Consider the following 22,752-nt stretch of genomic DNA (forward strand, 5'->3'; position numbering starts at 1 on the left):
CGGAGAGCATCCAGGTGTCCGACCAGCCCGTCGCCCCCTCCTTGGGCACGAACGCCTTGACCTTGGCGCCCTCGCCCTGCGTGAGGTTGGCGATGACCTGCCAGGTGGTGCCGATCACGGAGTCGCCGCTCTTGAAGGCGGAGATCTCCTTGAGGTAGTCGCTCCAGTACTCGCCGACGTTCGCGTTCTGCTTCTTCAGCAGATCGACCGCCGCGTCGAACTGCTTCTGGTCGAGCGCGTAGGGGTCCTTGATCTTCAACTCGGGCTTGGTGGCCTTGAGATACAGCGCCGCGTCGGCGATGTAGATCGGCGAGTCGTACGCGGTGACGTGGCCCTTATAGGTCGCCGCGTCGTCGAAGACGGCGGACCAGGAGGTCGGCGCGGGCTTGACCTTGTCGGTGTTGTACATGAGCAGGTTGGCGCCGCGGCCGTGCGGGATGCCGTACGCCTTGCCGTCCACGGAGTTCCAGGCCTGCAGCTTCAGGTCACCGAAGACGTCCTTGTAGTTCGGCACGAGGTCGGTGTTCACCGGGGCTGCGTCACCGGAGGCGATCAGCCGCAGAGAGGCGTCTCCGGAGGCGGAGACGGCGTCGTACTCGCCGGTCTTCATCAGCTTGACCATCTCGTCGGAGCTGGCGGCGACCTTGGAGTGAACCTGACAGCCCGTCTGCTTCTCGAAATCACTGACCCAGTCGACCTTGGGGTCGTTGGAGCCGTCCTCGACATAGCCGGCCCAGGCGATCAGGTTGACCTGCCCCTCGGTCTTGCCGAGCTTGGACTGCGCCTTCATGTCCGGCGGGTTGAGACCCGTGGACGAGGAGGAGCCGCCGGAGTCGGACGAGCCGCAGGCGGTGGCCGCGATCAGCACCGCGGCGGCGGCCACGGCCTTGAGGGTGGGAGTGAGACGCACGACGTTCTCCATACGTGACGGTGGGGGTGGCGTGGAGCGGGTCAGCGGTCGGCGGGAACCTGCACGGCGTGGCGGCTGTGCCACTGGAGGCGCACTCGGGCGCCCCGGTAGGCCGCGACGTCCTCGGAGGAGGTCTCCAGGTTCTGCTGGAGCGCCGTGAGGCGGCCTCCCGCGTCGAGGTCCACGAGGAAACGGGTGACGTCTCCGACGTAGACCACTTCGGCGACGGTGCCGGTGGCGGTGGAGTGCTCCGGCTCGTCCGCGATGGCGGACTCCTTGAGGACCCGGATCTTCTCGGGCCTGATGCTGTAGGTGCCGGCCGTGCCGGTGACCCGTTCGGCCGCCTCGCCCTGGAGCAGGTTCGAGGTACCCACGAAAGAGGCGACGAACGCGGTCGCGGGGCGCTCGTAGATCTCGGCGGGGGCGCCGACCTGCTCGATGCGGCCCTGGTTGAAGACGGCGATGCGGTCGCTCATCGTCAGGGCCTCCTCCTGATCGTGGGTGACGAACACGAAGGTGATCCCGACCTCGCGCTGGAGCGCCTTGAGTTCGACCTGCATCTGCTCGCGCAACTTCAGGTCGAGCGCGCCGAGCGGCTCGTCGAGCAGCAGCAGACGGGGGCGGCCGACGAGGGCGCGGGCGAGTGCGACCCGCTGCCGCTGGCCGCCGGAGAGCTGACCGGGCCGCCGCTTGCCGAACCCTTCGAGGCGCACGTCGGCGAGGGCCTCACGGGCCCGCTGGAGCCGCTCCGCCTTGGGCACCTTGCGCACCTTCAGGCCGTAGGCGACGTTCTGCTCCACGGTCATGTGCGGGAAGAGCGCGTAGTCCTGGAAGACGGTGTGCACGTCACGCTCGAACGGCGCGAGTCCGGTGACCTCCTGCCCCGCGAGTTCGACCGTCCCGGAGGTGGGGCTCTCGAAGCCCGCGATCATGCGCAGGACGGTGGTCTTGCCGGAGCCGGACGGGCCGAGCATCGAGAAGAACTCCCCGTCGGATATCTCCAGGTCCACCCCGGTCACGGCGACGGTGTCACCGAACTCCTTCCGGAGCCCTCGCAGCCGGATCGCGCTTCCCTCCATGGACGGGAACCTTTCTGGTGCACTCTTACGTTGAGTGCAAAGATATGAAGTCATAGTTCAAAGCTCAAGCCCCCCTTAAGGTAAAGATTGAGTCAACGCACAAGGTGGTGACCGTGAAGCACAACAGAGGTGACGGAGCCCGGAAAGCCGTGTTCACTCCGGTGGACACCAGGGCGCGCGTCGAGACGGTCGTCCGCCGGCTCGGCGACGCCATCGAGCTCGGCCTGCTCGCCGACGGGGAACAGCTGCCCGGCGAGAGCGAGCTGGCGGGCCAGCTCGGTGTGTCCACCGTGACCCTGCGGGAGGCGCTCATGGCGCTGCGACAGCAGGGCTTGGTCACCACCCGGCGCGGACGCGGGGGCGGCAGCTTCGTCTCGCTGCCCGCCGACCCAGCCGAGGAGCGGATCCGGGCACGGCTGGCCGGCTGGGGCACGGAGGAGCTGCGGGACCTGGGGGACCACTGGGCGGCCGTCTCCGGCGCCGCCGCCCGGCTCGCGGCTCAGCGCACCGAGCCGGACGACCTCCAGCAACTGCGGCGTACTCTGGACGAGTTCGCCACGGCCGAGGATGCCGCGGCACGCAGCCGGTTGTACGGCCGGTTCCATGTGGAGCTGGCCGCCGCCGCACAGTCCGCCCGGCTCACCCGCGAGCAGGTGGCGCTGCAGACGGAGGTCGGGGCACTGCTGTGCCTCGTCCTCGGCGACGACACCTATCGCGAAGAGGTGGCGGACCGTCATCGCTCCGTAATCTCCGCCGTGCAGGATGGGGCCCACGATTCGGCCAGGGAGCTGGCCGAGCGGTGCGTCCAGGAATCGACGGCACGGCTCATCGCGCTGCGCCTCACCCTGTAACGCGCCGGTATCCGGTCCATGTGCGCGGGAGGACGCCGATGCGCAGGAGCCCCGGTCTGGTCGCCCCGCCCGAAGTGGACGTGACCGCGCGGATAGGCTCCGCTCTGGAGACGGTCTTCGACGCCGTCGCGCAGACCGGCGCCGACACCACGGCGCTGCTCGCACGGGTGGCCGGGCAGGGGCGGCGGCCTGCGACCGTGGATCTGGCGGGACTGCGCCCTGGGCTCCATGCACGCCTCGCCCGGCAGGAGTTGGTGTCCGGCGTGGGGTTCGTGGCCGCACCGGGTCTGCTGAGCGATGTACCGGCGTGGCTGGAATGGTGGCAGACCGGGGCGGACGGCGACGTACGGCCGCTCCTTCTCGACCTGGACCCGGCACACTCGGCGTACTCCGACTACACGCACTGGGACTGGTTCGCGCTGCCCCGGGACACCGGGCGGCGGGCGGTGGCGGGCCCGTACGTGGACTACCTCTGCTCGGACGAGTACAGCCTCACCCTGTCGGCGCCCGTGTGCATGGCGGGACGGTTCGCGGGGGTGGCCGCCGCCGACGTGTACCTGCGCCATTTCGAGGCGGCCGTGCTGCCGCTGTTGCGCCGCCTGCCGGAGCCCGCCCATCTGGTCAATGCGCGCGGGCGGGTGGCCGCGTCGGCCGACACCGCGCATCTGGCCGGTTCACTCACCAAGGGCCCGGACTTCACGGCCGTGCTGGAGCGGGGACGCCCCGACAGCTGGCGGGGCCTGCGGCTGGTTCCGTGCGACGGTGTTCCGCTCGTGCTCGTCGTGGGTCGCTGAGCGAGCACCGTCGTCGGCACACGACGAGGACGAACCCCGGCGCCGTCGGCGACCTGAACGCCGACGGAGCCGGGGCTCCGCGGAGGGGCGGCGAATGTGCCCACGTGCCCGGCGAACCGGGCCCCGGGAATTCAGCCCCGCCCGGAAGGCACCACGCTGAGGTGGCCCCCGGTGCACCCGGCACGGCGTGGCACACGGGCAGAAGACACCGGGCGTCGCGCCTCGCGCAGCACCAGTGTCAGCCGCGAATACCCCATGTCCTGTAGGGTTTTGGGGGTCTCCCCCACCACCCGGCAGTCGGAGCCCCAGCGGGGGTCGGGATGCAGCAGCGGCCGCACCGCACCGTCGTGCTCCACGGCCTCCGGCCCCACCGCGCGGATCCAGTGCGGCAGTCCGTGCCGGTAGGCGGCCTCCATGATCGGATCCTGGGCGATCTCACGGCGGATGGACTGCAGTTGGTGGTCGTGGCCGTGCCGCTCCACCGCCGCGGCGAAGTGCGCCAGCATCGGCAGACACCAACTCGACTCGTGCTCACCGAGGATCGTGGCCGCGTCCGGGTGAAACAGTACGAAACGCAAGAAGTTGTCGCCCGGCATGGCCGTCGGATGCGGTGCCACCGAGCGGAAGAGCCTCTCGAACGCGCTGTTGGTGAGAACGACGTCCCAGCGGTGGTCGAAGACGACGGACGGGAAGGGGACCGCTTCCAGGAGCGTGGCATAGTCCTGCAGATACGCCCGTGCTCGCGAACTCTCGGGGACGGGCCGCGGCTGCGACCGCTGCCCTCCTGCCTGATATGCCATCGGGAGGTCACCCCTCTTGCCCTTGCGGCCTTCGCACGGCGCCCCGATCCTGATGCCCCGGGTCCATCCGTGTCAACTATCGTGGCATTTGGCGCTTGTTGACGGCCGAATCTCGCCACAATTGTGGCGAGACCTGGATGTGAGTTCGAGAAAGCGGCTAACCTCCGGATGGTTCCGGACGACCATGACAACGACGTGAGAGAGACGTGGGAGACCTGTCGGTGACGGATGGCTTCGAGGTTCCGGGCGCCACGGCGACGGGTCTGCTGCCGGCCGTCGTCGTCCGTGTCACCGCCCTCGCCGACCGGCTGGGCGTGCCGCACGCGGCGGTCTTCGACGTCCCACGACTGTCGGTCGAATCCGGCGTACCCGAGCCGGTGGTGAAGGCCCTGCTGGGCGGCGTGCCCGCCGGGGAGCCGGATCTTCAGGCACGCTTCCTGCAGCGCCTGGACCTGCTGCGCCGTACCCGGCTCAAGCCCAACGGACGCAAGTACACCCAGCAGGAGATCGCCGACGGCGCGGGTATGTCGCGCCAGCAGGCGGGTGCCCTCATCAACGGCGACCGGCGCCCCACCATGGAGCACTGCGACGCCATTCAGCGATTCTTCAAGGTGCACGCCGGGTTCCTCACGGCCGAGGACCCGGAGGCGCTCGCCAACGCCCTGCAGCGCTGCGAGCAGGAGCTCCTCCAGCAACTGGCCGACCGCGAGCGTGAGGCGGCCGGCGCCGCCAAGGACCCGCTGGAGCAACTGCTGCAGGACCATGGCGTCCGCGGCATCGCCTGGCGGGCGGCCCAGCTGCCCACCGACCAGCACCGTGACAAGGTCGCCGAGTGGCTGGACATGCTCCTGGAGAGCGTCAAGCGGCCCGAGTCCTGATCCGGGGGAGAACCGTGGGCATCGGAAGGGAAATGCGCCGACTGTGCGGCGAGTTGGTCACGGAGCTCTCGCTCCCGGCGCCGGCGGAGCCCGCCGACCTCTACGCCGCGCTGTGCGACGGCATGAGCAGACGCCGCGGCCGTCCCGTCCAGTTCCGCACCGCCGCCTTTCCGCCCGGCACGGCCAGCGGGCTCTGGCTCGACATGGCCGACCAGGACCTCGTCGTCGTCGAGGAGCGCACCGCCCCCGACCACCAGCTGGTGATCCTCGGCCACGAGCTGTGGCACATGAACGCCGGGCACCACGGCCACCATGTCGAGGGCGCCGTGGTCGCGACGCGACTGCTGAGCGACACCGCCGATCTGCAGGCGACCGTCCACAAGGTCGCTGCCCGTACACACTTCGACCTCGCCGACGAGAAGGAGGCCGAGAGCTTCGGGCTGCTGCTGGCCAGCAAGTGCCGGACATGGCTCGCCGGTTCATCCCTGCGCGGCCCCGTCCAGCGCGACGGCCTCGCGGGACGGATCGAGGCCTCGCTGGGCTATCGCGGACCGCAGGGCTGAGGGGCGAAGTCGCCGACACCATGGACGGGTCCAGCTACTACATACCAGCCGCCGCGATGGAAGTGGCGCTCACCGTCAAGGCGCCCACGCTCGTCCGCTCCTGGCGCGACCCACTGCTGCGGTCGGTGTGCGCACTGCTCGCGCTGGCCGGGCTGGTGTTCTTCTTCGCCGCGCCGCCAACCATCGAGAAGGTCAACGACCTCACGGGCCTCACCAACGTCTCGGCTCCCCTGGTGTACTGCCTGCTGGACGCATTCAGCGCCGCCAGCCTCGTCCTCATCGTCAACTGGCGCGGTGGGCCGCCCACGGTGACCCGTCGTATCAACCGCCGCATCATCACCGGTTACGCCGTGGTCATCGTCGCCCTGGGCCTCCTGTTCGCGTTGGGTGCCGCTCCAGTGGAGAGGCTCCGGGACTTCGACACCTACTACGCCGGTACCCCGTTCATCCGCGAGATGATCGTGCTCTATCTCGCCGCGATGACCGTCGCCGCCTTCGCGATGAGTCTCATGTGCTGGCGCTGGGCCCTCCAGGTGCGCGGCTTGCTGCGCGCCGGGCTGCTGATCATCGTAATCGGCTATCTGTTCAACCTGGCCTATCTCGCGACAAAGTTCACGGCCGTCGTCGCACGCTGGAACGGCGGGAACCTCGACGACCTCAGCACCTATGCCGCACCTGTGCTGGCCTCCGTGGGAGCGCAGGTGTGCGCCGTCGGCTTCTGTCTCCCGCTGGCCGGGCGGCGCGTCGGGGACAGTTGGACCACCTGGGCGACCTATCGCCGGCTCGGACCTCTGTGGCGGGAACTGAGACCGGTGTCCGCGCACGTCGGCGGTGAGGTGCGCATCTCCTGGTGGTCGTCAGCTCAACTGCAGGTCACGCAGCGAGAGTCCGACATTCACGACGGGATGCTCAGGCTGTATCCCTATTTTGACTCCAAGGTGCACGCACGCACGTACGACGCGGCCGTGGCAGCCGGTTCGGACGCCGTCCACGCTCGGGCGGAGGCCGACGCGGCAATGGTGACGGCGGCCGTGCGGGCCAAGGCCGCCGACCCGGAGGGCCGGGTCATCAGCGCAACGGAGGTGAACCCCGCCTCCGCCGCGGCACCCGAGAGCCCCCGGGACCTTGTGCGGATGTCCATGGCCCTCCGTCGATCATCGGTCGTCGCGGCGGTACGGGGGCAAGGCGGTGGACCGCTTCGATGAGGAGACGTGCGAACCACCCGGTCGTCGTCGCCGCCGCGACGACCCTCTCGCCCGAGAGGTGGAAGACGTTCCGACCGCAGGCGTTATGGGGGTGGCGCGTGAACACTTACCTGGATCTGCACCGCGCGTTCTCCGCGCACATCGAGGCGGAGTTAGAGGCCACTCTCACGCTCCCGGGCGGCTCGTCGGATTCCGTCCGCCATGCGGTCCGTGGACTCCTGCGGCACCAACCGATGAAGTATCCGCTGTCGGTGCTTCCCCTGCTGGTGCACGGCGCCGAGACCGGTTCCCCTGCCCCGGCCCTGCCACTGTCGGCGGTACATGTGCTGTGGTGGACATCGGCCTGCTTCCTGGACGACCTGGCCGATGGGCACAGCATCGGCCTGCCCGCCGGGCTCGGCGTCGACAAGGCATTGCTGGCAGCTGTCGTCACCGGGCATGTGCTGCCTCTCAGGGCCGTCCACTCCCCACGTATCCCGCACCCGATCCGTGGCGCCCTGACAACCGAGATCCTTGACTGCGGGACAGCGGTCGCCGAGGGGCAACTGGGCAACATGCGCTCAAGCGTGGAGCACGCGACCCGAAGCTCGGTCGTCACCGCGTACCGGGGTAAGTCCAGAGCCCCCTTCGACGTGATCACGGCCATAGCCGCCCTGTTGTCAGGGGCGGGAGGTGAACGGACAGGCCTCTGGCGGGAGTTCTGCTATGTGTTCGGTGTTCTCTGGCAGCTTTTCAACGACCAGGAGGACATCACCTCCGGCCGGAACGAAGACCAGTCGAACGGTACGGCGACCTACCTTCTGGCGTGCGCCCTGGAGGAGGCGCCGCCGCTTCGGAAAATGCAGATCCTGGAACTGCACACCGCGGCACCAACGTCCGCCGAGTCACGTTCGGAGCTCGCCGGCATCCTCCTCGCCCCCTCCGTCCTGACCTGCTACGCAAAGAACATCAACGAGTTCCGCGACGAGGCGCACCACATCCTGAACAAACTCGGCGGCGACGACACGTACCTGCCCGTCCTCCGGCACCTCGTGGACCAGACGTCACAGCTGCTCCTGTGAGCAGCTCGTTCCCTTACCCCATGCCGTGCCCGGCAATGATGCCGTGGCTGTTGTTCCCTCTCCGCGCAACAGAAAGAGTGCCCGACCATGTCTGACGGAGCCGCCCTTCGCCGCGTCGCGGTCGTCATCGGTGGGGGTATGACGGGAATGCTCACCGCCTCGGTGCTTGCGAAACACGCCGATGTCACCGTCATCGAACGTGATCTGCTTCCCGACGGTCCGCAACCGCGTAAGGGCCTGCCGCAGGCCCGCCATGCCCATGTGCTGTGGTCCGGTGGCGTTAAAGCCCTCGATGACCTGTTGCCGGGCGTCATCGACCGGCTAGTCGCCCGTGGCGCCTGGAGGGCCCGGATCATGACGGATCTGGTGTCCAAAGCCCCCTCGGGTCAGTGGTTCCGCCGGTTCGAGCACAGCCACCATGTCAACCTCCTGTGCAGCCGAGACCTTCTCGACGCCGTCGTGCGGGCACGCGTGCTGGAGGATCGGCGCATCACCCTGATGCCCCGGACCGAGGCGCTCGCTCTGGAGGGCAGCGGTCACCGAGTGACCGGCGTCCGCATGCGATCGGCGGACTCCACCGGCTCCCTCTCGGCCGATCTGGTCGTCGATGCGAGCGGTCGGTCCAGCCGCGCTCCGGTCTGGTTGCGGGAGCTGGGACTTCCGCCGGTCCTCGAGCGCAAGGTCGACGCCGGCGTCGCCTACGCCAGCCGGATCTACCGCGCGCCCGGAACCGCCGCCGGCGGATTCCCCATCGTCAACGTCCAGGCCGACCCGCGGCAGGCGCCCGGCAGGGGTGGCATCATCACCCCCATCGAAGGGGACCGCTGGCTCGTGACACTCTCCGGAACCCGCGGCGGACAACCCACCGCAGACAACGACGCCTTCCTGCCCTTCGCCCGGACGCTGCCCCACCCCGTCATCGGCGATCTGCTCTCCGGCGCCGAACCACAGACGGATGTCGTCACCACCCGGAGCACCGCCAACAAGCGCCGCTACTACGAGAAGGCCGCCCGCTGGCCCGAGGGCTTCGTCGTTCTCGGCGATGCCGTGGCCGGATACAACCCCGTCTACGGGCACGGACTGAGCGCGTCCGCGCAGAGCGTCATCGCCATGCGCCGTGTTCTGACCGGCCGGGGCCTCGGCGCGCCCGGAACCGCGCGGCGCATCCAGAAGGCCGCGGCACGCCCTGTCGAAGGCGCCTGGGGCCTGGCAGTGGGCCAAGACGTCTTCTACCCGGACGCCGCTGAACAGCCTCCCACCCAAATCGAAAGGATCCTGGCCGCCTTCGTGGACAAGGCCGTCGACGCCGGCTCGCGAAACCCTCGAGCCCTGCGGGTGCTTCTGGACGTGATGAGCATGGAGGCGCCACCGGCCCGGCTGCTCATGCCGGACATGCTCGCCATGGTGTATCTCGGTCGCAAGATGCCGCCCCTCGACGGGCCGCCGCTGACCGAGGCCGAACGGAAAGCCGCCGCAGCCGCGGCGCAGTCCGGCCGGGAGGACTGAGCACACCGTGTGCCGTCCGCTCGCCCCACGTCAGTCGGCGGGTGTCATGTCGCGGCTCCTTCGGAGCCGAGCCGGTGACGACGGCGTATGTCCCTGACGACGCGGGTCCGCAGGGCACGGGAGAGTTGGGCCAGATCGCTGACCGTGGGCGAGGGCCCCTCCCCGCCGGGGTCCACCCGGTCGCCTGAGAGCCTGCCGTCGGCTATGGCGTACGTGTCGGCCGCTGCGGCGATCATCGCGGCTTCCGCGATGACGCCCGCGTCCTCGTCGCCTGCACCCCAGGCGACGGCGGCCGCATGCGCCTCGCTCCATATCCGGCGGTCGAAGTTTCCGCGACAGACGACGATACGGTCCGAGATGAAGGTCTGACGCTGGGTCAGGCGCAGCCTTAACTTGGGATTCCACCAGGGCAGCGGCAGCAGCCGGAACGTGGGTGCGCCGTGGACACGGCTGACGGTCTTGGCGAGTGGGCCCAGTTGCCAGTACCGGATGGCGTCCTCGCTGCTGCGCCCGACGAGCGGCAGGATGAAGCCCACGGCGACGAGCAGCGCGCTGGGCTGGCCCATGCTGGGGGCGACGCCGGTGGCCAGGAAGTCCCAGTGGTGGCCTGTCCAACGGGCCGCGATGGCCACGAGTTTGGCCGCATCGTAGCCGACGTAGTGCATGAAATAGCCCGCTGCCAGGGCCCGCAGTCCGATCCGCATGGTGCCGTGCACGTCGCGGGACCACCGCCAGCACAGACAGCTGCACAGGAAAGAGGCCAAGCCGTGGGCTAGGAGGTAGAGCAAAATCATCTCGCGGATGTAGGGCGTTCCGGCGTAGTACACATCGAAGTCCGTACGGCGCTCCACCGAGGCGTCACCGAGCACGTACAGCGTGACGATCAGGATCCAGACGAGCAGGTACAGGGCGATGATCCGCCGTGACAGCCGTCGCGTGTGTTCCTTGTCGGGGCCGCCGCGCCAGTTGAGGACGAGCACGACGGAGGCCGCGGAGAAGCCTGTGAGCGCGCAGTAGACCAGGGGGGCGGAGAAGTTCGACACGCCCGTGGCCCTGTTGACGAGGATGATCGTCCGGGGGGCGGAAGTGAACAGGACGCCCGCTCCGACCAGGAGCAGTGCACAGATCGAGGACAGCAGCCGGTCCCGGCCCCGGGCTCGGACGAGGGCAGGAAGTTTGAGCAGGCAGGCCACCAGGAGCAGGCCTCCGGCGACGTAGAAACCCAGATTGTCCTTCACCGCGCGGCGGTCCCGCACGGCGAAGTGGGGCAGAGGACTAAGAGGGCTGTCGCGAAGCACACGTTCATGTCTGCTGGTTCTCCGGCCTTCGGTCTGCGCGCACTGCATCGGCGACGATGCCGGTGTGGACGGCTCGGGAGACGCGGACCAGGTCGCTCAGGTTGCCGTCGAGTGCGGTGAGGACTTGATCTTGAGAGATGACGGCCTTCGGTCTTCCGGTCTGCGCGGCGATCACCACCATTGCGGCGGCACCGATGGCCTCGGCTTCCGGGGTGCTCGCGCCGTCGGAGATCGCCCTGTCACGGGCCTGGGCGCGGACACGGTCGTCGAGCCGGGGTCCCAGGCGGGTGATGCCGTCGCGGATGCCGGTCTCCCGCTGGGTGAGTCGCAGGTCGATGTCGGCCTTCGACCTCCAGGACAGAGGCACCCAGTAGCGCCTGTCGGCGGGGTCGACCAGGAGCTTGAACAGCGGGCCGAGCCGGGCGTAGGTGACGAGACTGTCGATGCGCGGTCCGAGCAGCGGCAGGGCGTATCCGACCGTGACGAGCGCGGCGGCGACGGCGGCCGCGACCGGGGCCAGGTCGGTGCTCAGGGCGTCCCAACGGTGCCCCGTCCAACGGCCCACGACCGCGGCCATCTTGACCACACCGAAGATGCCGTTGAGCAGCCAGCCCCACACGAGGACGACAAGGCCCCTGTGCGTCCAGCCGGTCACCTTCCGGGACCACCGCCAGCACAACGTCGTGGTGGTGAAGGCCGCCACCAGGTGAGCCACCAGGTACAGAGCGATCATCTCACCGATGAACGGGGTGCAGGCGTAGTAGGTGTCCAGATCGGTTCGGCGTTCGACCGGTGCGCTGCCCAGCGCGAAGAGCACCCACAGCATCACGATCACGGCGGCATAGGCGATCAGCCAGCCGCGGACGACACGGCGGACGTGTTCCGGGTCCCCGCCGCGCCAGTAGACGATCACGACGAGACAGGCGGCGCTGAATGCGGTCACCACCGTGTACACGAGCGGCGCGGCGAGATTCGGGACGCCGGTCAGACGGTTGACGGCGGCGACGCTGGCAGGGGCCGACAAGGTGAAGGAGACCCCGGCCACGAGGACGACCGCGCACAGCGAGATCAGCGCGGGGTCACGCCGGTGGTGCAGTAGTCGGGGAATCCTGATGGCCACGCCGCTCCAGAGGATCAGCGCCGTCAGGTAGTAGAACCAACCGTCCACGTCCCGGCCTCAGAGACCTCTGCCCAGCGAGTCCTCGATACGTGCGGCCACCTGCCCCACGTCGGCACGCCAATGAGTCCTGCGGAAGATCCGCAGATCGGTGCCCAGCCGCAGACCGAACATCTCGGCTTCCGCTTCGTGCTTCTCGTCGAAGCGGGTACGGGCCGCGTAGCCGAGCCGAGGCGCACCAACGACGTCGAGTCTCTCGTCCCGGGAGCCGAGGAGCCGCTTCACGACTTCGTCGACGACACCGGTGCGGGCGGCGTCCGCCCGCACGGCAGTACGGCCCGCCGGGCTGTGGGCACCGCAGTGCCCTTCGAACATGTGCCAGATCTCGTGGCCGAGGATCACATGCTCATGCTCGTTGTTGGTCGTGTCGTCACGGACGGCGATGACGTCCATGTCCTCGAGGTCCAGCCACAGGCCGCTCGCGGTCCCGGGCGGGAAGGCGGTCCGCTTCAGCACCACGGGGCGCCCCCGCAGGTCGGTGAGGACCCTGCCCAGCTCCGCGAACATCTCATCGTCGTCGCGTGGCACGGCCTGCGCCAAGCGGGTCAGGAGCGCGGCACTGAGCTCCTTCATCCTCTTCTCGCGCCTGGTCCTCACGTCGCTGCTCCCCCTTTTCGACGTCGCTCCGGAAGCCACCCGGTCCTCACCCGCGGCGGTTGCGGGCCCGCCGGCACGGTCCCTGCAAGGTGCAGAACGACACAGTAGCCAGTTCTGCGCAGTCCTCAACCGATCGGCGCCAACAAGGCCGGTGAGGGCCCCTGCGGTAGGAGGGCAAGACCCGGCGACCGGTTGCGAGCCGAGCCGGCACCACACCGCCACGGCCGCCCCGGGTCAGCATCGTGCCCATGCCCTCGCTCGGCAACTCCTCGCGCCCTGGCCCCGATCGACACCCGGCAGCACGGTCGCGCGTGGGTGGCGGGTGCGCCGTGTGCGCCTGGTAGCGCCTCCGCCGAGCGGGCGAACCCCCGCTACAGCAACGGGATTGTCAGTGGTGGACGGCAAGCTGGAGGTGCGCCACCCGGTACGCGCGACGACCGTCCGCTCACCCGGGGGCGTGAGCCGTGCAGATACCGCCGCGCGACGATCGTCGCACGGCCGACCCGGGGAGAGCCGTCCGATGCCGACCGCCGTACTGACAGACCGTGAGCGCGCCGCCGTGCAGGCCTATCTGCGCCTCCTCCACACGGTACGAGCCGCCTTCGACGGCCCACCGGACCCACACCGACCACCCTTGGTCCCGACCGCTGCCCTGGCCGAGGCAGACCGGGCGCTCGCCGCGGCGGGCCTCACGGGCACCGAGGAGGAGTTCTTCCGTCTGCTCGGCGACTGGTGTCCGCCGTGAGTCAGGCGCGGGGCACGACGACGGCCGTCGCGGCCAGCCCCCGGCGCGTGGTCCAGCGGCCGTCGAAGACCTCGACGCGACGGCCGCCGACCACCGGTCCCGGGACCAGAAGCCGTGCCCGGAAGCCGCCGGAGACGTCCGAGGCGTCGCCCGGGTCGATCTCTATGTCGGCCTCCAGGAAGTCGAGCCACCGCCCGGTCAGCGGGAACCACGCCTTGTAGACGGACTCCTTGGCGCAGAACAGCAGCCGGTCCCAGTGGACGGACGGGCGGCTGCGGGCGAGCTCCCACAGCCGCGTCCGCTCGGCGGGCAGGGTCGTCACGTCCAACACGCCCTCCGGCAGCCGGTCGTGCGGCTCGGCGTCGATGCCCAGCGAGACCAGTTCGCCGACCCGGGCGAGCGCGGCGGCGCAGTAGCCGTCGCAGTGCGTCATGCTGCCGATCAGACCGTCCGGCCAGCGCGGTGCACCGCGCTCGCCGGGAAGAACGGGCTGCGGCGGCACACCGAGCTTCTCCATGGCGTGCCGCGCGCAGGCCCGCACAGCCGTGAACTCCCGGCGTCGCTTGTCGACAGCCTGGGCGATGACCGCCTCTTCCTCGGGGTGGAGGACCGCACTCTCGGCGATGGTGTCACCGTCGAACGCCTCCACCACCACGACCGACCCCGGGAGCAGATCCTCGAACACCTTCTCGAACCTCCATCGGCAGAATGCGGCGCAGCCTCCCGGGCCGCTCCGGACGGGGGCCCCATTCACGCGGGTAGCCGACCGACACCTCTTCGAAGCGGACGCCCTCGTGGTGGGTGGTCCGGGGAATGTGCAGATGGCCGTACACCATGCAGGCGACCCGGAAGCGGCGGTGCCAGTTGGCGGTCAGGTCGGTACCGCACCACATGGCGAACTCGGGATGGCGCAGGATGTCCGTGGGGTGCCGGTCCAGCGGGTAGTGGTTCACCGGCACCGTGGCGAGGTCGCCTGGGATCTCCTCGAGCCTGCGCTCGGTCTCGGCGACCCGCGCCCGGCACCACGCCTCGCGGCTCGGGTAGGGGTCGGAATGCAACAGGAACTCGTCGGTGCACACGATCCCGGTACCGTGCGCGTACGCGAGCCCCTGCTCCTTGGTCGTGCAGCCCTGCGGCAGGAACGAGTAGTCGTAGAGCAGGAAGAGCGGTGCGACGGCCACCGGGCCGCCCGGTCCCTCCCAGACAGGGTAGGGGTCCTCGGGTGTGATCACATCCAACTCCCGGCACACGGCCACGAGGTGTTCGTACCTCTCCACGCCGCGCAGGGTGACGGAGTCGTTCTTGTGGGTCCACAGCTCGTGGTTGCCGGGCGCCCAGATGACCTTGCAGAAGCGGCCGGCGAGCAGTTCGAGCGCCCAGCGGATGTCGGCGACGGTCTCGGCCACATCACCGGCCACCAGCAGCCAGTCCTCGCCGGTCGTGGGGTGCATCCGCTCGACGAGGGCCCGGTTCTGGGGATACCCGATGTGCAGATCACTGATGGCGAGCAGCTGTCCACGGACGTCCGTCGGCTCCACCCTCGCCCCTTTCGAGCACCGAATGGGAACACGAGAACACATCGGGCCGCCGAGGAACAAGAGCGACCCGCGGCAGGTACCCGAGTGCCTGGGGAAAGAGCCGCACCGGGCCCGCACGCGTCGCGTGGAAGCACATCTGTCGCCGCGACGAACGCCTGGGGAATTCCGTAACACACGCGTAGCCGTGAGGGGGTCCGAAGGGCCTATGATCGCCCCAACACACCCGTCTCGGACGCCTTTCCGCGTACGGCGGTTCGGTGTACCTCCTCCTACCCCTGGCCGGGCACGGCCTGCTCCGCCGTGCCCGCACACCTTGAAAGGCGGCCTGGATGCTCTCTCGCGTACGCGTCTGGCTCAACCGCACGTACGCGGAGAACGTGTTCTTCATGGATCAGCTGCGGCGCAATCCCGGCGACCGGGCCGTCGAGATCCACGCCACGCACGGCGACGCCGACTCACCCATCCTCGCCGCGGCGGACACCGCCGACCTCGAGCCGGAGGGCCTGTCCCCGGCCGGGTACGTCGAATACGCCCTCGACCAGTGCATGCGCCGCGGAATCGACGTGTTCGTGCCCCGTCTGCACCAGGAGGCGATCGTCGCCCACCGCGACGAGTTCGAAGCGGTCGGTACGGCTCTGCTGGCACCATCCGCGGAGGCGGTGGCGGTCTTCCGGGACAAGGCGACCGCGTACCAGGCCGCCCAGTCGATCGGCGTCCCGGTTGCGCCCTGGTGGCGGGTCACGAACGAGGCCGAACTCCTGGCGGCTGTGGAGGCGTTGGAGGCCGGTGGGCACCGTGCCTGCTTCAAGCCGGCGGCGGGCGCGGGCGGCGTGGGCTTTCGCGTCATCACGCGCACCCCCTACTCGCTCGTGCATCTCAGCGGGTTCCCGAGCGCCTATGTTCCGCTGGACCTCGTCGTCCGGGCGGTGCGCGAGGCCGACGAGCCGGTCGACTGGCTCGTGATGCCGCGTCTGGAGGAGCCGGAGGTCTCGGTCGACTGCCTGACCGGCCCCGACAACCGCATCCGCATGGCGGTGGGCCGCACCAAGAACGGCCGCCGCCGGGGCTTCACGCTGCACGAGCAGTGGCTGGAGCCGGCCCGGCGTCTGGCGGAGGGGTTCGGGGTGCACCACCTGTCCAACATCCAGTTCCGGATGTACGGCGACCAGCCGGTGCTGCTGGACGTCAACACACGCCCGGCGGGCGGACTGCACCAGCTGTCGCTGTGCGGCGTCAACGCCCCGTGGGCCGCGGTCCGGCTGGCGCTCGGCGAGGATCCGGGAGAGGTTGTGCCGCCGTTCCTGGGGACGGACTACACGGTGGTGTCGGGGCCACGGCCCCTGCGCACCCACTCTGTGCCGCAGCAAAGGAGGGACGAGTCGGAGCAGGCACCGGTGTTGCCGGCGGCCCCGGTCGGTCGGGTCGAGGTCAATACCGCGGAAGCGCTGCCCCTTTAGCCCGTCCGCCGGATGCGGGCCGCCCGTGGACCGTCGCGGCCACGCGGCGGAGCCGCACCGTGGCACGGCCTCACGCTCGCTTCGAGCATCGCTTCGCGGGCGCTCCGCACCGGTCTGGACCGATCCGCTCCGACCCCCTTGACAGCGAGATTGGTCCATACCAACTTGGTTGCGCACCCTTCTGCACTTCCCTGCACTCCCGAACCCCCCATCATCTTCAGGGAGATCGCGTGCGCACACTTCTCAGACGTTCCAGACGTGCGTTCTTCGCACTCGTCGGCTCCGCCGCCCTGGCCCTGGCCGGTGCGGTCGCCCTCCCCGGAACCGCCCAGGCGGCCAACATCCTGTCCAACCCCGGCTTCGAATCGGGCAGCCTCTCGCCCTGGTCCTGCACCGGAAACCTGGGCTCCGTCGTCTCCAGCCCGGTGCACGACGGCTCCAAGGCCCTTGCGGGCGCGGCGAGTTCGAGCGACAACGCCCAGTGCAGCCAGACCGTCTCGGTCCAGCCGAACACGACGTACACCCTCAGCGGCTGGGTCCGCGGCAGTTACGTCTTCCTCGGTGTGAACGGCGGCGCCTCGACCTGGACGACGTCCCCGTCGGCGTACAGCCGGCTCTCCGTCTCCTTCACCACCGGCGCCTCGCAGACCAGCGCCACGATCTATGTCCACGGCTGGTACGCGCAGGGTACGTACTACGCCGACGACATCAGCTTGGACGGACCCGGCGGCGGGGGTTCGGACACCCAGGCGCCCACCGCGCCGACGAACCTGACCTCCACCGGCAAGACCTCCTCCAGTGTCTCGCTGTCGTGGTCGGCCTCGACGGACAACGTCGGGGTGACGGGGTACGACGTCTACAGCGGCTCGAGCCAGGTCCTCAGTGTCTCCGGCACCACGGCCACGGTCAGCGGGCTCTCGCCCAGCACCTCGTACACCTTCACCGTCAAGGCCCGCGACGCGGCCGGGAACGTCTCGGCGGCCTCCAACGCGGTGTCCGTCACGACCAACGCGGGCAGCGGCGGCGGCTCCGGCTTCAAACAGGCGGCACCGTACCTGTTCGAAGGCTGGGGCGACCCGCCGAGCCCGAGCACGGTGATGAGCGCGACCGGCGTCAAGTGGTTCACGATGGCGTTCGTGCTGGACTCGGGCGGCTGCAACCCCGCCTGGGACGGCAACCGTCCGCTGACGGGCGGCGTCGACCAGACCGCCATCAACCAGATCCGCTCCGCGGGCGGTGACATCGTCCCGTCGTTCGGCGGCTGGCAGGGCAGCAAGCTCGGCGCCAACTGCTCCTCCGCGAGCGCGCTCGCCGGGGCTCTGCAGAAGGTGATCGACGCCTACGGCCTGAAGGCGATCGACATGGACGTCGAGAACACCGACGAGTTCGAGAACGAGGCTGTCCAGGCCAAGATCCTGACCGCGCTGAAGACCGTCAAGGCGAACAACCCGGGCCTGAAGACCATCGTCACCTTCGGCACCTCGACGACCGGCCCGTCGTACTACGGCAACCGTCTGATCGAGCAGGCGAAGTCGCTGAACGCCGACATCGACGTCTTCACCATCATGCCGTTCGACTTCGGCGGCGGTGCCGACATGTACGGCAACACGGTGAACGCGGCCGAGGGCCTGAAGGCCAAGCTGAAGTCGACCTTCGGCTGGGACGACGCCACGGCCTACTCGCACATCGGCATCTCGGGCATGAACGGCCTGTCCGACCAGCAGGAGAACACCACCCCGGCGATCTGGACCCAGATCCGCGACTGGGCGAACACGCACCACATCGCCCGGCTGGCCTTCTGGGCGGTCAACCGCGACCGGCCCTGTCCGGGCGGCGGCGTGGTGAGCAACTGCTCGGGCATCAGCCAGAGCACCTGGCAGTTCACTTCCATCACGGCCGGGTTCACCGGCTGAGCATCGGCGTGGGGGTGCCCCCGATCGGGCACCCCCACGTCGTCCGGTCCTCAGAAGCGACCCGAGCCGCGGTACAGCTCCAGCTCGCCGTCCAGCTCCACGGCGAGCACCGTGGCGTGCGGATCGAGATCGGCCGCGGACGGTGGCTCGATCCACAGCACCCCGGGCGTCTCGTGCAGGCCGCCGGTGACCCGGTGGGCCAGTTCGGTGCCGCTGCCGAGCACGGAGATCCGGCGCACCGAACCGAGCAGCCCGCGTACGTTGATCTCGGCGCGCGGGGCGTCGAAGAGGATCACATACAGCGTGCGGCGGTCCGCCGAGAGGGTGCTCGGGCCGTAGTGGTGCCCGACGGGGAGCCCCCGTACGGTCCCGTACACGGCCTCCGCATGCCTGTGGATCCAGTGGCCGAGCCCTTCGAGACGTTCGGCCTGCTCGTCGGGGATGGTGCCGTCCTCCCGCGGGCCGACGCTGAGCAGCAGATTGCCACCGCCGCCGATCGTCTCCGTGAAGTACCGGATCAGCTGGTCCACGGACTTGTGGTTGTGGTCGTGATGCTGGTGGCCCCAGGAGTCGTTGATCGTCAGACACAGCTCCCAGGGGCCCTCCGGCGGCACGACGGGGGCACCCTGCTCGGGCGTCGCGTAGTCGCCCTCGCTGAGCATGCGCGCGTTGAAGACGACGTTCGGTACCTCGGCGCGAATCAGCTCGGCGAGTTCGCGGATGCGCCACTGCTCCTCGCTGCGGTCCCACTCGCCGTCGAACCACATCAGATCGGGCCTGTAGCGGCTCGTCAGCTCGCGGATCTGGCCGTCCCGGTAGGCGAGGAACCGCTCCCAGGCATCCAGGTCCTCCAATTCGGCCGCGACCTCGGAGTACCGATTGTCCTCGAGCTCCGGTGGACGCCCCGGCTTGCGCGTCGAGGCGTAGTCGGGGTGGCTCCAGTCGGAGTGCGAGTAGTACAGGCCGACCTTGAGGCCCTGCTCGCGCAGGGCCTCGGCATAGCCGGCGATCAGGTCGCGGCCCACGTTGAGGCCGCCGTGGGCACTGTCCCACAGGGCGACTCCGTCGTGGTGCCGACTGGTGAGCACGGCGTACGAGGCTCCCGCGCGGGCGAACAGCGCCGCCCACGCGCGGGGGTCGTAGCGCGAGGCCGTGAAGCGGTCGAGCTGGGACATGTACTGCTCGTAGGGCACGATGTCGTCGTAGAACGACCAGGACTCCTGGACGCCGTCGACGGCGTATACGCCCCAATGGACGAAAATCCCCAACTTGGCGTCGGTGAACCAGGGTTGTATGGGCACAGGTCAGTTCACCCCCGCACGCCCAAGACGCAGCGTCAGGATCTGGAAGGGCCGCAACGCGAGGCGGACCGCGCCTTCGGCGTCCCTGTCGGCGTCCTCCAGGGGCCGCTCCAGCAGATCGGTGACCTGAGCTCCGGCCAGTGCGAAGCCCGTGCGCAGCACCCCCTGTGCCCGACCGCCCCGGGACTCGTACAACCGCACCACCACATCACCGGACGCGTCGTCGGCGAGCTTCACCGCCTCGACGGTCACGCCGTCGCCGTCCACCGAGACGACCGGTTCCTGCACACCCGCCGAGTCCGCCACGCGCAGCGGCAGGTTGAGGGCGTATCCCTCGGCCACCGCGTCCTCGATGTTCGCGCCCGGAAGGAGCGAGTACGTGAAGCGGTGGCTGCCCTGGTCGGCCTCCGGGTCCGGGACGCGCGGGGCGCGCACCAGGCTGAGACGGACCGTGGTCGTCGTGCCCCCGTCGTCGCGGACCGTGCGGGAGACATCGTGGCCGTACGTCGAGTCGTTGATGACCGCCACGCCGTAGCCGGGCTCGCCGATGTGCACCCAGCGGTGGCCCGAGACCTCGAAGCGGGCCGCCTCCCAGCTGGTGTTGGTGTGGGTGGGCCGCTGGATGTGGCCGAACTGGATCTCCGCCGAGGAGTGCGGTGCGCGGATGTCCACCGGGAAGGCCGCCTTGAGGATCTTCTCGGTCTCGTGCCAGTCGATCTCGGTCTCGAAGTCGATGCGGGGGCTCCCGGCGCGCAGGGTGATGGTCTGTGTGATCTTCGAACCCTTGCCGAAGGTCCGCTCGACGCGGATCGCACCGAGAAGCGGGTCGTCCTCGACCACCGTCACCGAGTCCGCATCCAGCAGGTCCGTGAACCGGTTCCGATAGTGCTTGTCAATGTCCCAGGCGTCCCAGTAGTTGGGCAGGTCCGTGTGCAGACGCAGCAGGTTGCCCGGGTCGGCGAGCACTTCGCGGTTCGCGCGCAGGTCGCGGACGGAGGACAGAGTTCCGTCCTCGGCCACGTCGACCCGGACCAGGCCGTTGTCGAGGACGTGACCGCTGACCGTCACGGCCTCGGGAGCCGATCCGCCGGTGAGGGGCGCGCTCCCGCTCGCCGGGACCTGCACGTACGCCGGTGCGCCCCCGGGTGCACGGATCACCTCGGCGCGGCCGTACGGGCTGGTGTTGAAGACACGGGGCCCGCCGTCGCCCAGTGCGGCGATCGCCTCGGTCGTCAGCTCATCCAGCTCCGCCGCCACGCGCGCGTATTCGGCCTCGGCCTCGCGGTGCACCCAGGCGATCGACGACCCGGGCAGGATGTCGTGGAACTGGTGCAGCAGGACCGTCTTCCACAGCCGGTCGAGCTTCTCGTACGGGTAGGAGTAGCCCGGCGCGTGCAACGCCGCCGTCGTCGCACACAGTTCGGCCTCGCGCAGCCGGTGCTCGGAGCGGCGGTTGCCCTGCTTGGTGCGGGCCTGGGAGGTGTACGTGGCGCGGTGGAGTTCGAGGTACAGCTCGCCGACCCACACCGGCGCGTCGGGATACTCCTCCCGCGCGGCCTCGAAGAAGGCGTCGGGGTGTTCCACGACGACCTTGGCGGAGCCCTCGAGGTCCTTCAGGCGCCGGGCGCGTTCCATGATCTCGCGGGTGGGGCCGCCGCCGCCGTCACCCCAGCCGAAGGGTGCGAGGGAGCGCGTGGCGCCGCCCTTCTCCTGGTAGTTGCGCACCGCGCGGGCCATCTCCTCGCCGCTGAAGCAGGCGTTGTAGGTGTCGACCGGCGGGAAGTGCGTGAAGATACGGGTGCCGTCGATGCCCTCCCACCAGAAGGTGTGGTGCGGGAACTTGTTGGTCTGGTTCCAGGAGATCTTCTGGGTGAGGAACCACTCGTTGCCGGCCAGCTTGGCGAGCTGGGGGTAGGCCGCCGTGTAGCCGAAGGAGTCCGGCAGCCACACGCCCTTGGTCTCGATGCCGAAGTGCTCGACGAAGAACCGCTTGCCGTGGACGAGCTGACGGGCGATCGCCTCACCGCCGGGCAGGTTGCCGTCGGCCTCGACCCACATGCCGCCGACCGGCGCCCACTGGCCCTTCTTCACGGACTCCTGGATGCGGGCCCACACGCGCGGGTAGTTGTCGCGGACCCACTCGTACTGCTGGGCCTGCGAGCAGGCGAAGACGAACTCCTCGTACTCGTCGGCGAGTGAGGTGACGTTCGAGAAGGTGCGGGCGGTCTTGCGCTTGGTCTCCCGGATCGGCCACAGCCAGGCCGAGTCGATGTGCGCGTGGCCGACGCCGGAGACGACATGGGCGCTGGCGTGCGCGGGCCTGGACAGGACCGGCCCGAGCACCGCGCGGACGGCGGCCGCCGACCCGGAGATGTCGTCGAGGTCGAGGACGTCCATCGCCCGGTCGAGCGCGTGCATGATCTCGTGCCGCCGCGGATCGTGCTCGCCGAGCTCCACCATCAGCTCGCGCAGGACCTGGAGGTCCAGATCGAGGTGCCAGACCTCCTCGTCGAGGACGGCGATGTCGGCGCGCCTGAAGGTGTAGAGCGGCTTGTCGCCGGCCGTGAGCACATCGCCGAGCGGGGTCGGGCCCGCGAAGTCGCCTGCGAGGATGTCCGGGTTGGAGGCGGCCTCGACGAGGTAGTGGATCTCTTCGCCGCCCACGGCGGGGTGTGCGATCGGGACGTACTGGTTGAGCGGGTTGACGGCCTTCAGCGGCGTCCCGTCGGTCAGGTGGACGAGGGCTTCGGCCTGGTTGCCGGGCCAGTCGCCCACGAAGCCGAGGTCGATGACCGCCTCGACCCGCTTGCCGGCCCACTCGGCGGGCACCCGGCCGCTCATGCGGAACCAGGTGGTGCCCCAGGGCGGGCCCCAGGGGGTGCCCATCGCGAAGGGCGTGAACGGGGCGGTGGCCGCCTCCGCGAAGGGGACCGGCTCGCCCGGCGCCTGCCACGCTGCCACGTCGAGCGGCACGGAGGCGGCGTAGACGGCGGGCTTGATGCGCTGGTTGTGGACGCGCTCGGCGCGCTCCTCGATCCGGCGGCGTTCGTCGTGCATGAAGAGTCTCCAGGGGGAGGGA

20 protein-coding genes are annotated in these 22,752 nt (G+C 69.6%); 10 read left to right on the top strand and 10 right to left on the bottom strand.

Features of this window, described 5'->3' with window-relative positions; translation table 11 throughout:
- Positions 1-910: extracellular solute-binding protein (locus tag VXC91_RS21295; RefSeq protein WP_408057436.1), on the bottom strand; the 910-nt coding region annotated here is incomplete at its 3' end.
- A gap of 41 nt (positions 911-951) precedes the next feature.
- On the bottom strand, positions 952-1,989 hold the full coding sequence (locus tag VXC91_RS21300; protein WP_329508892.1) for an ABC transporter ATP-binding protein: 1,038 nt from the start codon (positions 1,987-1,989) through the stop codon (positions 952-954).
- A gap of 113 nt (positions 1,990-2,102) precedes the next feature.
- On the opposite strand from VXC91_RS21300, the gene VXC91_RS21305 reads away from it, so the two are divergent.
- Together VXC91_RS21305 and VXC91_RS21310 are read left to right on the top strand one after the other, a co-directional pair.
- Positions 2,103-2,840: a FadR/GntR family transcriptional regulator gene (locus tag VXC91_RS21305; RefSeq protein WP_408057437.1), complete on the top strand. Its 738-nt coding sequence runs from the start codon at positions 2,103-2,105 to the stop codon at positions 2,838-2,840.
- 38 nt (positions 2,841-2,878) lie between these two features.
- Positions 2,879-3,634: a cache domain-containing protein gene (locus tag VXC91_RS21310; RefSeq protein ID WP_329508894.1), complete on the top strand. Its 756-nt coding sequence runs from the start codon at positions 2,879-2,881 to the stop codon at positions 3,632-3,634.
- 131 nt (positions 3,635-3,765) lie between these two features.
- Here VXC91_RS21310 and VXC91_RS21315 read toward each other — a convergent pair whose 3' ends face one another.
- Positions 3,766-4,434, bottom strand: a complete 669-nt coding sequence (locus tag VXC91_RS21315) for an MmyB family transcriptional regulator (RefSeq protein ID WP_329508895.1) — start codon at positions 4,432-4,434, stop codon at positions 3,766-3,768.
- Positions 4,435-4,655: 221 nt separating this feature from the next.
- Between VXC91_RS21315 and VXC91_RS21320 the strand changes: the two genes are divergently transcribed.
- The 5 genes from VXC91_RS21320 to VXC91_RS21340 all read left to right on the top strand — a co-directional run bounded on the left by VXC91_RS21320 (position 4,656) and on the right by VXC91_RS21340 (position 9,647).
- Positions 4,656-5,312, top strand: a complete 657-nt coding sequence (locus VXC91_RS21320; RefSeq protein ID WP_329508896.1) for a helix-turn-helix domain-containing protein — start codon at positions 4,656-4,658, stop codon at positions 5,310-5,312.
- A 32-nt stretch (positions 5,313-5,344) separates the two neighbouring features.
- Positions 5,345-5,875 carry a toxin-antitoxin system, toxin component gene (locus VXC91_RS21325; RefSeq protein ID WP_329508917.1) on the top strand — a complete coding sequence of 177 codons (531 nt, stop codon included), beginning with the start codon at positions 5,345-5,347 and terminating at the stop codon, positions 5,873-5,875.
- 20 nt (positions 5,876-5,895) lie between these two features.
- On the top strand, positions 5,896-7,080 hold the full coding sequence (locus VXC91_RS21330) for an MAB_1171c family putative transporter (protein ID WP_329508897.1): 1,185 nt from the start codon (positions 5,896-5,898) through the stop codon (positions 7,078-7,080).
- 98 nt (positions 7,081-7,178) lie between these two features.
- Complete coding sequence (locus tag VXC91_RS21335) at positions 7,179-8,141, top strand: polyprenyl synthetase family protein (RefSeq protein WP_329508898.1); 963 nt, start codon at positions 7,179-7,181, stop codon at positions 8,139-8,141.
- A gap of 87 nt (positions 8,142-8,228) precedes the next feature.
- The gene (locus VXC91_RS21340; RefSeq protein ID WP_329508899.1) at positions 8,229-9,647 is read left to right on the top strand and encodes an FAD-dependent oxidoreductase; all 1,419 of its coding nucleotides are present in this window, start codon (positions 8,229-8,231) and stop codon (positions 9,645-9,647) included.
- A 44-nt stretch (positions 9,648-9,691) separates the two neighbouring features.
- Here VXC91_RS21340 and VXC91_RS21345 read toward each other — a convergent pair whose 3' ends face one another.
- From VXC91_RS21345 to VXC91_RS21355, 3 genes are all read right to left on the bottom strand, one after another.
- Positions 9,692-10,885 (bottom strand): DUF6545 domain-containing protein, encoded by a 1,194-nt coding sequence (locus VXC91_RS21345; RefSeq protein ID WP_329508900.1) that lies wholly within the window; start codon positions 10,883-10,885, stop codon positions 9,692-9,694.
- Positions 10,886-10,949: 64 nt separating this feature from the next.
- Complete coding sequence (locus tag VXC91_RS21350) at positions 10,950-12,113, bottom strand: MAB_1171c family putative transporter (RefSeq protein WP_329508901.1); 1,164 nt, start codon at positions 12,111-12,113, stop codon at positions 10,950-10,952.
- Between the two features lie 9 nt (positions 12,114-12,122).
- Positions 12,123-12,719, bottom strand: coding sequence for a toxin-antitoxin system, toxin component (locus VXC91_RS21355; protein ID WP_329508902.1), 597 nt, complete (start codon positions 12,717-12,719; stop codon positions 12,123-12,125).
- A gap of 520 nt (positions 12,720-13,239) precedes the next feature.
- Here VXC91_RS21355 and VXC91_RS21360 point away from each other — a divergent pair.
- A complete protein-coding gene (locus tag VXC91_RS21360; RefSeq protein WP_329508903.1) occupies positions 13,240-13,464 on the top strand; it encodes a hypothetical protein in 225 nt (74 codons plus the stop codon).
- A gap of 1 nt (position 13,465) precedes the next feature.
- Here the strand turns inward: VXC91_RS21360 and VXC91_RS21365 are convergent, their stop codons facing one another.
- Together VXC91_RS21365 and VXC91_RS21370 are read right to left on the bottom strand one after the other, a co-directional pair.
- On the bottom strand, positions 13,466-14,149 hold the full coding sequence (locus VXC91_RS21365) for a 4'-phosphopantetheinyl transferase family protein (protein WP_329508904.1): 684 nt from the start codon (positions 14,147-14,149) through the stop codon (positions 13,466-13,468).
- Complete coding sequence (locus tag VXC91_RS21370; RefSeq protein WP_329508905.1) at positions 14,094-15,044, bottom strand: metallophosphoesterase family protein; 951 nt, start codon at positions 15,042-15,044, stop codon at positions 14,094-14,096. The genes VXC91_RS21365 and VXC91_RS21370 overlap by 56 nt, the downstream gene beginning before the upstream one ends.
- Before the next feature lie 287 nt (positions 15,045-15,331).
- On the opposite strand from VXC91_RS21370, the gene VXC91_RS21375 reads away from it, so the two are divergent.
- Together VXC91_RS21375 and VXC91_RS21380 are read left to right on the top strand one after the other, a co-directional pair.
- Positions 15,332-16,459: an ATP-grasp domain-containing protein gene (locus VXC91_RS21375; RefSeq protein WP_329508906.1), complete on the top strand. Its 1,128-nt coding sequence runs from the start codon at positions 15,332-15,334 to the stop codon at positions 16,457-16,459.
- A gap of 230 nt (positions 16,460-16,689) precedes the next feature.
- Positions 16,690-18,372, top strand: coding sequence for a carbohydrate binding domain-containing protein (locus VXC91_RS21380; protein ID WP_329508907.1), 1,683 nt, complete (start codon positions 16,690-16,692; stop codon positions 18,370-18,372).
- A gap of 50 nt (positions 18,373-18,422) precedes the next feature.
- On the opposite strand, the gene VXC91_RS21385 is transcribed toward VXC91_RS21380, so the two are convergent.
- Positions 18,423-19,673: an alpha-L-fucosidase gene (locus tag VXC91_RS21385; protein ID WP_329508908.1), complete on the bottom strand. Its 1,251-nt coding sequence runs from the start codon at positions 19,671-19,673 to the stop codon at positions 18,423-18,425.
- Between the two features lie 3 nt (positions 19,674-19,676).
- Positions 19,677-22,730, bottom strand: a complete 3,054-nt coding sequence (locus tag VXC91_RS21390; protein WP_329508909.1) for an alpha-mannosidase — start codon at positions 22,728-22,730, stop codon at positions 19,677-19,679.
- Positions 22,731-22,752 lie beyond the last annotated feature (22 nt).

Origin of the sequence: Streptomyces chiangmaiensis (assembly GCF_036281785.1) — a bacterium.
GTDB lineage: Bacteria > Actinomycetota > Actinomycetes > Streptomycetales > Streptomycetaceae > Streptomyces > Streptomyces chiangmaiensis.

Excerpts from the sequence above, each read along its gene's own strand:
- VXC91_RS21300 (WP_329508892.1), bottom strand. The coding sequence starts at position 1,989 with ATGGAGGGAAGCGCGATCCGGCTGCGAGGGCTCCGGAAGGAGTTCGGT.
- VXC91_RS21310 (WP_329508894.1), top strand. The coding sequence starts at position 2,879 with ATGCGCAGGAGCCCCGGTCTGGTCGCCCCGCCCGAAGTGGACGTGACC.
- VXC91_RS21315 (WP_329508895.1), bottom strand. The coding sequence starts at position 4,434 with ATGGCATATCAGGCAGGAGGGCAGCGGTCGCAGCCGCGGCCCGTCCCC.
- VXC91_RS21325 (WP_329508917.1), top strand. The coding sequence starts at position 5,345 with ATGCGCCGACTGTGCGGCGAGTTGGTCACGGAGCTCTCGCTCCCGGCG.
- VXC91_RS21330 (WP_329508897.1), top strand. The coding sequence starts at position 5,896 with ATGGACGGGTCCAGCTACTACATACCAGCCGCCGCGATGGAAGTGGCG.
- VXC91_RS21340 (WP_329508899.1), top strand. The coding sequence starts at position 8,229 with ATGTCTGACGGAGCCGCCCTTCGCCGCGTCGCGGTCGTCATCGGTGGG.
- VXC91_RS21360 (WP_329508903.1), top strand. The coding sequence starts at position 13,240 with ATGCCGACCGCCGTACTGACAGACCGTGAGCGCGCCGCCGTGCAGGCC.
- VXC91_RS21370 (WP_329508905.1), bottom strand. The coding sequence starts at position 15,044 with ATGTGTTCTCGTGTTCCCATTCGGTGCTCGAAAGGGGCGAGGGTGGAG.
- VXC91_RS21375 (WP_329508906.1), top strand. The coding sequence starts at position 15,332 with ATGCTCTCTCGCGTACGCGTCTGGCTCAACCGCACGTACGCGGAGAAC.
- VXC91_RS21390 (WP_329508909.1), bottom strand. The coding sequence starts at position 22,730 with ATGCACGACGAACGCCGCCGGATCGAGGAGCGCGCCGAGCGCGTCCAC.